11 protein-coding genes are annotated in these 12,079 nt (G+C 73.6%); 3 read left to right on the forward strand and 8 right to left on the reverse strand.

Annotated features, from left to right (window positions below):
- Positions 1-37: 37 nt before the first annotated feature.
- Entirely contained in the window at positions 38-769 is a 732-nt protein-coding gene (gene hemQ / locus ACIQ6R_RS28710) for a hydrogen peroxide-dependent heme synthase (RefSeq protein WP_404182048.1), read from the reverse strand.
- Between the two features lie 4 nt (positions 770-773).
- Entirely contained in the window at positions 774-2,252 is a 1,479-nt protein-coding gene (gene hemG, locus ACIQ6R_RS28715) for a protoporphyrinogen oxidase (RefSeq protein ID WP_404224427.1), read from the reverse strand.
- Positions 2,253-2,440: 188 nt separating this feature from the next.
- On the opposite strand from hemG, the gene ACIQ6R_RS28720 reads away from it, so the two are divergent.
- Together ACIQ6R_RS28720 and ACIQ6R_RS28725 are read left to right on the forward strand one after the other, a co-directional pair.
- Complete coding sequence (locus tag ACIQ6R_RS28720) at positions 2,441-3,430, forward strand: DUF4349 domain-containing protein (RefSeq protein WP_404224429.1); 990 nt, start codon at positions 2,441-2,443, stop codon at positions 3,428-3,430.
- A gap of 27 nt (positions 3,431-3,457) precedes the next feature.
- On the forward strand, positions 3,458-4,891 hold the full coding sequence (locus ACIQ6R_RS28725; RefSeq protein WP_404224431.1) for an FAD-dependent oxidoreductase: 1,434 nt from the start codon (positions 3,458-3,460) through the stop codon (positions 4,889-4,891).
- A 33-nt stretch (positions 4,892-4,924) separates the two neighbouring features.
- Here ACIQ6R_RS28725 and ACIQ6R_RS28730 read toward each other — a convergent pair whose 3' ends face one another.
- On the reverse strand, positions 4,925-5,287 hold the full coding sequence (locus tag ACIQ6R_RS28730; RefSeq protein WP_404224433.1) for a hypothetical protein: 363 nt from the start codon (positions 5,285-5,287) through the stop codon (positions 4,925-4,927).
- Positions 5,288-5,421: 134 nt separating this feature from the next.
- On the opposite strand from ACIQ6R_RS28730, the gene ACIQ6R_RS28735 reads away from it, so the two are divergent.
- Positions 5,422-6,240: a rhomboid family intramembrane serine protease gene (locus ACIQ6R_RS28735; protein WP_404182033.1), complete on the forward strand. Its 819-nt coding sequence runs from the start codon at positions 5,422-5,424 to the stop codon at positions 6,238-6,240.
- Between the two features lie 18 nt (positions 6,241-6,258).
- Here ACIQ6R_RS28735 and ACIQ6R_RS28740 read toward each other — a convergent pair whose 3' ends face one another.
- The 5 genes from ACIQ6R_RS28740 to ACIQ6R_RS28760 are packed head-to-tail and all read right to left on the reverse strand — an operon-like array spanning position 6,259 to position 11,686.
- Positions 6,259-7,467, reverse strand: coding sequence for an MFS transporter (locus ACIQ6R_RS28740; RefSeq protein ID WP_404182030.1), 1,209 nt, complete (start codon positions 7,465-7,467; stop codon positions 6,259-6,261).
- The gene (locus ACIQ6R_RS28745) at positions 7,467-8,036 is read right to left on the reverse strand and encodes a GNAT family N-acetyltransferase (RefSeq protein ID WP_404224435.1); all 570 of its coding nucleotides are present in this window, start codon (positions 8,034-8,036) and stop codon (positions 7,467-7,469) included. The genes ACIQ6R_RS28740 and ACIQ6R_RS28745 overlap by 1 nt, the downstream gene beginning before the upstream one ends.
- Entirely contained in the window at positions 8,029-9,261 is a 1,233-nt protein-coding gene (locus tag ACIQ6R_RS28750) for a type III PLP-dependent enzyme (protein WP_404224437.1), read from the reverse strand. Before ACIQ6R_RS28750 ends, ACIQ6R_RS28745 begins: the two co-directional genes overlap by 8 nt.
- 8 nt (positions 9,262-9,269) lie before the next feature.
- Positions 9,270-10,595, reverse strand: a complete 1,326-nt coding sequence (locus tag ACIQ6R_RS28755) for a DUF6271 family protein (RefSeq protein ID WP_404224439.1) — start codon at positions 10,593-10,595, stop codon at positions 9,270-9,272.
- Complete coding sequence (locus ACIQ6R_RS28760; protein WP_404224441.1) at positions 10,577-11,686, reverse strand: phytanoyl-CoA dioxygenase family protein; 1,110 nt, start codon at positions 11,684-11,686, stop codon at positions 10,577-10,579. The genes ACIQ6R_RS28755 and ACIQ6R_RS28760 overlap by 19 nt, the downstream gene beginning before the upstream one ends.
- Between the last annotated feature and the right edge of the window lie 393 nt (positions 11,687-12,079).

Here is a 12,079-nt window from a genome sequence, read left to right on the forward strand (position 1 = left end):
GGCCTGATCGAGCGAGGCCGGATCAGGCGAGGCCGGATCAGGCGAGCCCGGCCACCAGCTCGCCGATGTCCTTGCGGCGCCCCGTGTAGAACGGGACCTCCTCGCGGACGTGCATGCGGGCTTCGGAGGCGCGGAGGTGACGCATGAGGTCGACGATGCGGTACAGCTCGTCGGCCTCGAAGGCGAGGATCCACTCGTAGTCGCCCAGCGAGAAGGAGGCGACCGTGTTGGCGCGCACGTCCGGGTAGCCGCGGGCCATCTTGCCGTGGTCGGCGAGCATGCGGCGGCGGTCCTCGTCGGGCAGCAGGTACCAGTCGTAGGAGCGCACGAACGGGTAGACGCTGATGTAGTCGCGAGGCGTCTCGTCCGCCAGGAAGGCGGGGATGTGCGCGCGGTTGAACTCGGCGGGGCGGTGCAGCGCCATGTTCGACCAGACCGGCTCCAGCGCGCGACCCAGCCTGGTGCGGCGGAAGAGGTTGTACGCGTCCTGGAGCTGGTCGGCGGTCTCGGCGTGCCACCAGATCATGAGGTCGGCGTCGGCGCGCAGGCCGGACACGTCGTACGTGCCGCGGATCGTCACGTCCTTGGCGGCGAGCTGGTCGAACAGCTCCTGGACCTCGTCGGCGTAGCCCGCGCGGTCCTCGGGGAGCACGTCCTTGAGCTTGAAGACGGACCAGAGCGTGTAGCGGATGACCTCGTTGAGGTCCTTGGCCAGCTTGCCCTTGTTGGGGATCCGGTCGGCAGCGGGGGTGGAGGCGTCGTCACTCATGACCCTATTCTCCCGCTCCGCCGTGCAGGCTCTGCACCGGGTGGGCGGTGAGCTCCTCCACACCCCGCGGGTCACCCCGGAGCTGGTCCACGGCCGCGTACGCGCTCGCGATGCTCGCCGGAATGCCGACGCCGTCGTAGGCGGCGCCGCACACCGCGAGGCCCGGGAGCTTCGCGACGTGTTCGCGTACGCGGGCCACGCGCGCGTGGTGGCCGACGGGGTACTGGGGCAGGCCGTCCTGCCAGCGGGTGACGCGGGTGGCGACGGGCTCGGCGGCCAGGCCGGTGGCCCGGCCGAGGTCGTGCCGGGAGACGGCGACCAGGCCGGCGTCGTCGCGGCCGAGGATCTCGGTCTCGCCGTACCGGCCGACGGAGGTGCGCAGGACGACCAGGTCGGGGTCCTCGTCGGCGATCCAGCCCCACTTGCGGGAGGCGAAGGTGGACGCCTTGATGGTGCGCCCCTCGACCGGCGGTACGAGGAAGCCGCTGCCCTCGGGAAGCGCGGCCGTGTCGGAGCGGCGGTAGGCGAGGGAGATCAGGGCCATGGAGGCGTACTCCACACCGGCCAGCTCGGCCGCGGCGGCCGGGGCCTCGGCGCGCAGCAGCTCGGCGGCGGGGCGGGCGGGGACGGCGACGACGACCGCCCGGGCGTGCAGCTCCCGGTCGCCGGCGACGATCCGCCAGCCGTCCGTGGCCGTGCGGCGCAGCTCCGTCACCGGCGCGTGGGTGACGATCTCGCCGCCCCGCACACGCACCGACTCCGCGACCGCGAGCGGGAGGGTGCCGATGCCGCCCTCGATGCCCATGAACACCGGGCCGGTCGAGGGGGAGGTGGCCGTGCGGCCCTGGAGGGCGCGCACCGCCTCGGTGAGGGAGGTGTGGGTGCGGGCGGCCTCGAAGAGCTGGGGCACGGCCGAGCGCAGGGAGATGCGGTACGCGTCGCCCGCGTAGACGCCGCCCAGCAGTGGTTCGACGAGGCGGTCGACGACCTCGCGGCCGAGGCGCGCCGCCACGTACTCCCCCACGGCCACGTCGTCGCCGACCTCGGTGCGGGGCAGTTCGGCGTCCCGCTCGATGCGGGCGAGGCCCTCCTCGGAGAGGACACCGGTCAGGGCGGCGGCGGTGCCGGGGACGCCCATGACGTGGCCCTTGGGCATGGGGCGCAGGGCGCCGCGGGTCCACAGGGAGGCCGACGCGGTGGACGGCGGCTGGAGGCGGTCGGCGAGACCGACCTCGCGGGCCAGGCCGACGGCCTCGGGGCGGCGGGCCAGCATCGACTCGGCGCCGAGGTCGACGCGTACTCCGGCGATCTCGCCGGGCAGCAGCTTGCCGCCGACGCGGTCGGAGGCCTCCAGCACGGTCACCCGCACGCCGCGCTCCAGCAGCCGGTGGGCGGCGGCCAGTCCGGCGATTCCGGCTCCGATGACGACGACATGCCCCGTGTCCGCGGGAAACTCGCCCGCGGGGCTCTCGCTTGCGCACATGCCCCCAGCGTCTCAGACGGCACCGGCACCGCCGCCGGGCCGGGTGACCCCGGCGGTCGTGCCACGGCGCCCCGGCGGTGCCCCGCGAGTCGAGACCGTGACCTCTTCGGAACCGTTCCGCGCCAACGTCCGCGCCCCTCCCCGCGTCGAAGGAGCGTCAGTCGTCACGAACCCCGGGGGTACCCGCCATGCGCGCACGACGATCAACCCGACGATCGGCACCACGATCGGCACGACGTCCCGCACCGCCCGCCCGCGCCCTGGCCGGCCTGCTGCTGGCCGCGGCCCTCGCCCTCACCGGGTGCACCGGTTCGGGCGGCGGCTCAGACTCGGGAGGCGGCGCCAAGGAGGCCGCGGCCCAGGGCGACTCGCGGGCGGACGGCCCGGCGGCCGAGGACCGGGCCGGTGCCGCGGGCGGCGAGGCCGACGGCGCCAAGGCGACCGCGCCGCCGAAGCTCGCCCCGGCCCACATCATCCGCACCGCCTCCCTGACCGTGCGGGTCGAGGACGCGCCGAAGGCCCTCGACGCGGCCCGCACCGCGACCGAGAACGCGGGCGGATACGTCGGCGAGGAGACCACCACCCGGGACGAGGAGGGCCACGAACGGACCGAGGTCGTCCTGCGCGTGCCCGTGGAGCGCTACGAGGAGGTGCTCGACGAACTGGAGGGCGCCGGGAAGCTCCTCGAACGCAGCGCGAAGGCGCAGGACGTCACCGACCAGGTCGTGGACGTGGACAGCCGCGTCAAGTCGCAGCGCGCCAGCGTGGCCCGCGTCCGCGAACTGATGGACCGGGCGACGAAACTGAGCGACGTGGTGACGCTGGAGGGCGAGCTGAGCACCCGTCAGGCGGAGCTGGAGGCGCTCCTCGCCCGGCAGGCGGCGCTGAAGGACCGCACGAGCCTGGCCACGATCACCCTCTCCCTGTCCGAGGCGCCCGTGGAGCGGGCGGAGGGGGACGACGACCCCGGGTTCACGGACGCGCTGGCGGGCGGCTGGGACGCGTTCCTGACGATGCTGCGCTGGCTGGCGGTGGCGCTCGGCGCGGTGCTGCCGTTCGCCGTGGTGGCGGCGCTGCTGGTGCTGCTGTGGCTGCGGCTGGTACGGCCCCGGCTGCCGCGCCGCCCGGCGGCGGCATGCGCCGAGGAGGCCGCCGAGGAGCCCGGTGGGCAGGACTGAAATGCCCCGCCCCCGTAGCGTGTTCGCATGGGCATGAACGCTGCGAGCGGTGAGAGCGGTACGGGCGGTAAGGGCGGGGCTGAACGGGCGAGAGAACGACTGGTCGTGGTCGGCGGTGACGCCGCGGGGATGTCCGCGGCGTCGCAGGCACGGCGCCTGAAGGGACCGGACGAGCTGGAGATCGTGGCGTTCGAGCGCGGCCACTTCAGTTCGTTCTCGGCGTGCGGCATCCCGTACTGGGTCGGCGGTGACGTGACCGACCGGGACCAGCTGATCGCCCGGACGCCCGAGGAGCACCGGGCCCGTGACATCGACCTGCGGATGCGGACCGAGGTCACGGAGATCGACGTCGCCGGCGGACGGGTACGCGCGCGTGACGTCGATTCGGGGGCGGAGTCCTGGACGTCGTACGACAAGCTCGTGATCGGGACCGGTGCCCGCCCGATCCGTCCGGAACTGCCGGGCATCGACGCGCCCGGCGTGCACGGGGTGCAGACGCTGGACGACGGGCAGGCGCTGCTCGACACGCTGGAACGCACGCGTGGCCGCCGCGCGGTGGTCGTCGGCGCCGGGTACATCGGCGTGGAGATGGCCGAGGCGCTCATCAACCGCGGCTACGAGGTGACCGTCGTCAACCGCGGCCGGGAGCCGATGTCCACGCTCGATCCGGACATGGGCCGCATGGTGCACGAGGCCATGGAGGGCCTCGGCATCACCATGGTGAACGGCGCCGAGGTCACCAAGGTGCTCACCGGGGACGACGGCCGGGTGCGCGCGGTGGCCACCGAGGACGCCGAGTTCCCGGCGGACGTGGTGGTGCTCGGCATCGGGGTACGCCCGGAGACCTCGCTCGCCGAGGCCGCCGGTCTGCCGATCGGCGCCCACGGCGGGCTGCTCACCGACCTGGCCATGCGGGTGCGCGGGCACGAGAACATCTGGGCCGGCGGCGACTGTGTGGAGGTGCTCGACCTGGTCTCCGGGCAGGAGCGGCACATCCCGCTCGGCACCCACGCCAACAAGCACGGGCAGGTCATCGGCACCAACGCGGGCGGCGGTTACGCCACCTTCCCGGGCGTGGTCGGCACGGCGGTCAGCAAGGTCTGCGACCTGGAGATCGCACGGACCGGGCTGCGTGAGAAGGACGCGCTGCGGGCCGGGCTGCGGTTCGTGACGGCCACCATCGAGTCCACCAGCCGCGCGGGCTACTACCCGGGCGCCTCCCCCATGACGGTGAAGATGCTCGCCGAGCAGCGCACCGGACGGCTGCTCGGTGTCCAGATCGTCGGCCGCGAGGGCGCGGGCAAGCGGGTCGACATCGCCGCGGTGGCCCTCACGGCAGGGATGACGGTGGAGCGGATGACGGCCCTGGACCTGGGCTACGCGCCGCCCTTCTCACCGGTGTGGGACCCGGTGCTGGTGGCCGCCCGGAAGGCGGCGAGGGCGGTGGAGCGGCAGGCCTGAACAGGGCCGCCGCACCGCCCGCCACCCCGCCCGCTACGCCGTGCCGTTGATCCGGTCGATGGCCTGCCGTGCCTGCTCGGCCGGGGGCCGCGCCGGCAGGGACGACACCGACGCCGGGGTGGTCACGCGGGCCGGGGCGGCCGCGGTCCCCGGTGCGCTCACCGCGGGCGGCTGCTCACCGGGCGGCTTGGCGTGCGCCGCGCCCCGCGCGGAGCGCAGCCGGTGGCTCACCGCCTCGTCCAGTGTCACCGGCCGCTGCATCTGCGCGGCCAGCCGCCCGGCCTCCTGCCCGAGCCGGGCGACGTCCTCCCACGGCAGGCGCAGCACGAGGGCGACCTCGGCCTCGCCGTCGGGCAGGGCGTGCATCGCCGGAGCCGGTGTGACCCGTTCGTTCATCGCCTGTTCCTCACGTCGTCCCCGCGTCCCGCCTTCCCCGGACCGCGGGCGGTTGAGAGGACATACGCGGACGCCGACGCGGGCGTTCAGGGGACGTACCGATTCACCGTCCGGCGGGCGGGCAGTAGTGTCTCGTGGTCATCCCCGTCCATGACGTGAATCCCGCGCGCCGTACCCCCTGGGTGACGTACGCCCTGATCCTCGCGAACGTCCTGGTCTTCCTGTTCACCCCCGGCGTGGCCGGTTCCGTGACGGGCGAGGCCGGTCTCGCCCAGTTGTGCCGTCTGGAGGCCTTCCTCGACCAGTACGCGGCGGTGCCGCGGGAGTTGCTCCAGCACCGGTTGCCGGGACTGGTGCCGACGGGTGACACCGGGGTCGGGCCGCAGGGGCCGGGCTGCGTGGTCGGGCCGCCGGACTACGACAAGTCCCCCGAGCTGAGCGTCCTGACGGCGATGTTCCTGCACGGCGGCTGGCTGCACCTGCTGGGCAACATGCTCTTCCTCTGGATCTTCGGCAACAACGTCGAGGACCGGCTGGGCCACGTGCGCTACCTGCTCTTCTACGGCGTCTGCGGCTACGCGGCGACCTACGGCTTCGCCCTCCTGAACTTCGGCTCGGGCGCCCCGCTGATCGGCGCGTCGGGCGCGATCGCCGGGGTGCTCGGCGCCTATCTGGTGCTGTATCCGAAGGCCCGCGTCTGGGTCCTCGTCCCCTTTCTCATCTTCTTGCCGCTGCGCCTGCCAGCCTGGATCGTGCTCGGTTTCTGGTTCGGGCTCCAGGCGGTCTACTCGTCCGGCGGGGCCGTCTCCGACGCGGGCACCGTGGCGTACGTGGCCCATGTCGTCGGCTTCGTCGTCGGCATGGTGATCGCCTGGCCGCTGCGACGCGGCACCCCGCCCCCGCCCGAACCACGCGGGCTGCTGTTCGGGCGGCGGGCGCGGCCGGGGTGGTGACCGTCGGCGGGGTCGCCGTCAGGCGTGGGAGGGTTCTCCCGTGGCCGCGGGTTCCGGGGTCCAGCGGATGCGGGTGCTGCACAGCGACACGGCGACCGCCGACGCGGCGACGGCGCCCATGCCCCACGCCAGGTCGCTCGCGCCCGCGATGAAGCCGATGAGCGGCGGGCCGGCCAGCAGACCGGTGGTCCCCATGGCGGCGACCAGGGTCAGCGCGTCCGAGCCCTGCCGCGCGGCGGCGGCGTAGACGCAGGGGGTCACGGCGGCGATGCCCAGCCCCATGCAGGCGAACCCGGCGAGGGCGGGTGCGACGCCGCCGCTGACCAGGGCGACGGCGAGGCCCGCACCGGCCACCGCGCTGCCCAGCAGGACGACCCGGCCGTCTCCCCAGCGGGCCCGCCAGCCGTCGGCGAAGAGGCGGGCGACGACCATCATTCCCGAGACGACGGCGATGCCCAGGGGGGCGAGTTCCGCCGACGCCTCGGCGACGTCCTTCAGGTAGAGGGCGGACCAGTCGTTCATGGCGCCTTCGGCGACCGTGCCGAAGACCATGGCACAGCACATCCACAGGGTCAGGCGGGAGGGGACGGTCCAGCGGCGGCGGCCCGGCCGCTGCTCCGCCCGTTCGGCGGGAGCGGTGGGGTCGGCGGGTGCCTCGTCGTCGAGCAGTCCCGTCCGCGCGGACGCCCCCAGCGCGACGAGGAGGGCGGCGGCCACCCCGAAGTGCGCTCCGACCGACCCGGTCGCGGCGGTCATGCCGGAGGCGAGCAGAGCCGCGAGCAGCGATCCGGCGCTGAACGTCGCGTGCAGCCTGGCCATGGTGTTGCGCTCGTGCCGTGTCTCCAGGGCGGCGCCCTGCGCGTTCATGGCCACGTTCAGGCAGCCCACGAGGACGCCGTCGACGCACATCACCAGCAGGGCCACCGGGTAGTTCGGGGCCGCCGCCAGGGCGAGCAGCAGCAGGGCCAGGCCGAGCTGGGACAGCAGGGCGAGCCGCCGCGAGCCCAGGCGTCGCATCAGCCACGCCACCATGGGGAAGGAGACCGCGGCGCCGACCCCCGCGGCCATCAGGAGCACCCCCACCTCGGCCGCGGTCAGGTCCAGGTCGGACTTGACGGCCGGGATCCGCGCGGCCCAGGTGGCGTACTGGAAGCCGAGGGACAGGAACAGCGCGGCGATCGCCAACTGGCCGCGGAGGAAGGGATCGTGGAGACGGGACACGCGCATCAGCTCACTTCGCGCAGGGACGGGGGCTGGGGTGGGGGCGGGAACGGGCGTCCGGTCCGGTCGGTCGCCGGTACCGGCCTGGACATGTAGACGGCGTCCGCGCCGTAGTCGCCGGCGGCCACCACCCCGGGCCGGGGTACGAAGCCGCGCGCCGACCAGAACCGCTCGGTGCCGCCGACGGCGATCAGGGAGATCCGCTCGTCCCCGCGTGTGCGGGCGACGCCGGTGAGATGGTGCAGGAGGTGCCGCGCCAGCCCTCTGCGGCGCAGGCCGGGCGCCACGACGATGTCGTGCAGATGGAGGTTCCCGGGCGGGAAGGCGGTCGCGGGCTCCTCCGCCCGCTCCAGGTCCGGGTAGCGGTGGAGCGGGTAGGGCAGCGACAGCACGTAGCCGGCCGTGCGGTGGCCGACGTCCAGGACGAAGCACGTGTCCGGCGACGCCGCCGCCCGGGACCGCAGCGCCGCCCGGCCCTCCGACAGGCCCAGTCCGCTGTAGGCGTCCCGTTCCAGCGCCACGACGGCGTCCCAGTCCCCGTCGTCGATACGGCGTACGCGCACGGTGTCATCCATCGGCGGCGCCCCCGTCCGGGCGGTCCGCCCAGGCGTACGGAAGCGGGGCGAAGCCGTTGAAGCCCAGGGTGGTGTAACTGGTCGCGTAGGCGCCGCTGGACAGTACCCAGACCGGGTCGCCCGAGGTCAGCGCCTCGGGCACCGGGACCAGTGCCTCCTCATGGGAGTAGGCGTCGTCGCTGTCGCAGGTGGGTCCGGCGACGACGGCCGCCACCCGTGGTCCGTCCGGGTGGCCCGGGAAGACCAGCCGGTACTGCAGCGCGTCCATCTCGTACAGGCCGTTGAACTTGCCGCAGCTCAGATACAGCCAGTACTGCCGCTCGCCGCCCGCCCCGCGGCGCTCGGTGAGGCGGGCGACGTGCGCGCGGATCGCCCCGTGGTCGGCGACGAGGTGCCGTCCGGGTTCGATGACGAAGTCCAGGGGACCGCCGTGGATCCGGCGCAGTGCGTCCGTCCCCTCGCGGATCACCGCGAAGATCTTGTCCAGCGGTGGATCGAGGGGGGTGCCGTGCCGGTCGCGGTAGCCGAGCGCGGGCAGGCCGCCGCCGAGGTTGACGTGGTCGACGCGGATGCCGCGCCGGCCCAGGGCGCGCAGGGTGTCGCCCAGGTCCTCCAGGGCGGCGTGCCATGCCTCGCCCGTCATCTGCTGGGAGCCGACGTGCACGGACAGCCCCGCCGGGACCAGCCCCGCGTCCCGGGCCCGCTCCATGACGTGGACGGCGTCGCCGGGCGGGCAGCCGAACTTGTGGCTCAGGCCCCATACGGCGCCCGTTCCGCCGGTCGCGACCCGGCAGAAGACGCGGGCGCCGGGGGCGTGGGCGGCCAGGGCGGCCACGTCCTGGAGGCTGTCGGTCGCGAAGGTGCGGATGCCGAGCCGGTGTGCGTCGGCGATGTTCCGGTCGGACTTGACGGTGTTGCCGTAGTGCGTGCGCGCGGCCGGCACCCCGGCCCGCAGCGCCTGCTCCACCTCACCGGGGCTCGCCGCGTCGACACCGGCGCCCCTGCGCGCCAGGGCGCCGAGGACCTCGTCGACCGGGCAGGCCTTCATGGCGAACCGCACCCGCACACCGGGCAGTTCGCGGCACAGGGTGTCGTAGCGCCGCTCGATGCCGGCGAGGTCGTAGACGATCCGGTCGTCCGTCGCGGCGGCGAGGGCGGCGGCCAGGGGCCCGCTGAGCCCCGCGCTGATCTCCGTACGGGTCGCCGTGCTCATCTCCGTACGCATCGCCGCGCTCACCCCGTCCGCCCGGGCGGGAGAGCGAGGGGCGTGGCCTTGGCCGCGCCGATCAGGTCCTCCCACGCCTCCGTCAGCAGCGCGAAGTCCGCCATGTCGCCGCGCGCCTCGTCCAGGAGTCGCTCGCGCCGCGTGGCCAGGAGATCGGCGAAGTCCGCGTACCGGCCGCCGAGTCGCCGGTAGGCGGTGTCGAGGGCGTCGAGCCGGTGGACGTTCTCCGCCGGGTCCAGTCCGGTGCTCCGGCGGGCCAGGGCGGCGACTGCGGCGGGGCGGGCCCGGCCGTGCCGGTCCAGCAGCGTGTCGCCCGCCTCGGCCATGCGGTCGTAGACGAAGTGGAAGTGGAGCATCGACAGGAGGAACTTGGCGAAGCGGTTCTGGTAGGCGAGGAATCCCGGCCCGGTCCTGCGTTCGCCCGTGTGGTAGTTGACGATGTTCCGGTTGTGCAGCACGCCGGGCAGACCGGCGTCGTGCACGAGGTGGATGAGGAAGTAGTCGCTGCCGATGGTGTCCCGGGCGGGCGGCAACGGCACCCGTTCGCTGACGCTGTCGCCGTGGAAGGCGATGTTGCACATGTCCACCCGCATGGGGTCGACCAGCGTCAGCAGCGAGTGGTCGGCGGCGAAGGGGGCGGTGCCCGCGCCGCGGAAGGACTCCTCGACCAGTTCCCGTTTCCGCTCGGCGGACCAGTGTCCCGGCGCCCAGAGGGAGACGACGTCGTGGTAGACGCCGGGGTCGGTGTCGCGGATCCGCGCGATGTCCACGGAGAGTTCGCCCACGAAGGAGCCGCCCACCATGGCGACCCGCCGGTCGGCCAGGGCCGCCGGCAGGGTCGACTCGGTGACGACGGGCACGGCGTCCGCGGCGCGTCTGCCGATCGACAGCAGCTCATGGTGGACGGGGAAGACCGTACGGCCGTCCACGCTCTGGTACCGGCTGTCCGAGTCCCTGCGGTGGACGGACTCGCAGCCGAGCGCCGCCGCGATCAGGAAGGCGCGGTTGGTGCAGGCGCCGTAGGACAGGCCGTCCGGGAGCATCAGGTCGAGGAGCAGGTCGGGCTTGGCACTGCCGGAGTGTGCCGTCACCCGTTCCAGGAAGTCGCGCTGGGCGGCCTCGTCGAGGTGGTGCGCCGTGATCCGGGGGTGTGCGGGCAGGCGCCGTACGGCCTCGGCGTGGGCGGCGTGGGCCGGTGGCGGGCAGGAGTCGAGGACGAGCAGGTGGACCTCGACGTCGAAGTGGTCGGCGGCGTAGGCCGCTTCCGCACCGAGGGCGGCGATGGTGTCCGGGCAGGGCCGGTCGGTGGGGAGGGTCAGGCAGACACTGCGCATGCGGCTTCCCCGGTGGCCTCGTCGGTCGCCTCTTCTGTCGCCACGGTGCTGTCGGCGTCGGCGTCATCACCGGCGTCCGCGTGCCAGGACTTCAGGCCCAGCAGCCTGGCGCCGAGTTCGTTCAGCTCGGCGGGTCCGTAACGCTCGGACTCGTGCCGGTGGACGTCACCGAGGAGCGTGGCGTTCCAGTCGGGGGTGGCGAGGGTGCGCCAGGAGTCGACGCGGGAGTCGCGCAGGGTCCGGTGGGTTTCCAGCGCCGGCATCATCGACAGGTACTGGACGGCGCGCACGCCCTCGCCGGAGACGTTGGGGGCGACACCGTGGGCCAGCAGGCCGTTCCAGATGAGCAGGTCGCCGGCCTCGAGGTCGGGCCGTACGACGGGCATGTCCTCGCGGTCGATCGCGGGGCGGATCGGGTCGCGGTCGTCGGGCTGGAGGGCCTTCCAGCGGTCGAAGCGCCGGAACAGGTCGGGGCAGCACTGGAAGCCGCCGTGGTCCGGCTTGGTGTCGTTGAGGGCGATGATGCCCTGGACCCGCTGGGGCAGGACGCCGAGGGAGGTGTCGACGTCCCAGTGCAGTTCGATGTCGAAGCCGCGGTCCGGCTTGTCGATGAGGGCGCGGTCGCGGTTCCCGGTGTTGGGCGGGTTGAGGTTGAGCCGGTCGAGGGTGACCCACAGCTCCTCGCAGTCCCAGACGTCGACGAAGGCGTCGTAGACGCGCCGGGTCTGTCGGCTGTCCCAGATGAGCTGGTGGTGGTACGCCTCGACGAAGCCGTAGATGTGCAGTTCCCGGTCGAGGTCGGAGCGGTACGGGCGGTCCTGGTACCAGGTGTCGGGGCGGTCCGGGTCGAGCCCCTGGAACTCCCATGCGAAGTCGAGCAGTCGGCGGGCGGAGGCGGCGGGTATCGCCTCCTTCACCACTACGTATCCGTAGGTCTGCCAGTGGGTGAAGTCCTCCTCGGACAGCACCCGCAGCGGACGTGTCTTGCGCAGGTCGCGCAACTGGGTGCGGGCCAGGTAGGTGTCGGCGTCCGCGCTGAAGTAGGGGAGGTCCGACGGGGCTCGGTGGAGGTAGGAATCGGGCGTCGCCATGTGGTGCTCCAGATCCTCGCCGTGGCCTCGTGCGGGCGACGGCGGTGTGCGCGACGGAGGTCGGGCCGTCGCACATGAGGTCGGTGGGGGCAGCGGGTCCGCTCGCGCTCGGGGCGGAGCGGGGCGACGAGGGCGTCTCGGAGGGACGGGGTCGACCCTGGCCAGGGGGTTGCCCGGTCCGCGCCCTCGTCCGGAATGGTCGTCTCGTCCGGGGTGGTCGTCACGGAAGCGGAAGTCGTCCGGCGTGGAAACGGGCGTCACAGGTGCCCCTCGCCGAACTTGGGCCTCACAATGGACTAGACCAAGGGAGGGTGTCAACACCCGTCCTGACAGGCCCAGTTGTTACTTCCGAGTTCGGCGACGCTCCCCTTGACACGTCTGGTTAACCTGAGC

Source organism: Streptomyces sp. NPDC096048 (genome assembly GCF_044763415.1).
Lineage (GTDB): Bacteria > Actinomycetota > Actinomycetes > Streptomycetales > Streptomycetaceae > Streptomyces.

Coding starts and splice junctions, on each gene's coding strand:
- hemQ (WP_404182048.1), bottom strand. CDS start 769: ATGAGTGACGACGCCTCCACCCCCGCTGCCGACCGGATCCCCAACAAG.
- ACIQ6R_RS28760 (WP_404224441.1), bottom strand. CDS start 11,686: ATGGCGACGCCCGATTCCTACCTCCACCGAGCCCCGTCGGACCTCCCC.
- ACIQ6R_RS28725 (WP_404224431.1), top strand. CDS start 3,458: ATGGGCATGAACGCTGCGAGCGGTGAGAGCGGTACGGGCGGTAAGGGC.
- ACIQ6R_RS28730 (WP_404224433.1), bottom strand. CDS start 5,287: ATGAACGAACGGGTCACACCGGCTCCGGCGATGCACGCCCTGCCCGAC.
- ACIQ6R_RS28750 (WP_404224437.1), bottom strand. CDS start 9,261: ATGCGTACGGAGATGAGCACGGCGACCCGTACGGAGATCAGCGCGGGG.
- hemG (WP_404224427.1), bottom strand. CDS start 2,252: ATGTGCGCAAGCGAGAGCCCCGCGGGCGAGTTTCCCGCGGACACGGGG.
- ACIQ6R_RS28740 (WP_404182030.1), bottom strand. CDS start 7,467: ATGCGCGTGTCCCGTCTCCACGATCCCTTCCTCCGCGGCCAGTTGGCG.
- ACIQ6R_RS28745 (WP_404224435.1), bottom strand. CDS start 8,036: ATGGATGACACCGTGCGCGTACGCCGTATCGACGACGGGGACTGGGAC.
- ACIQ6R_RS28720 (WP_404224429.1), top strand. CDS start 2,441: ATGCGCGCACGACGATCAACCCGACGATCGGCACCACGATCGGCACGA.
- ACIQ6R_RS28755 (WP_404224439.1), bottom strand. CDS start 10,595: ATGCGCAGTGTCTGCCTGACCCTCCCCACCGACCGGCCCTGCCCGGAC.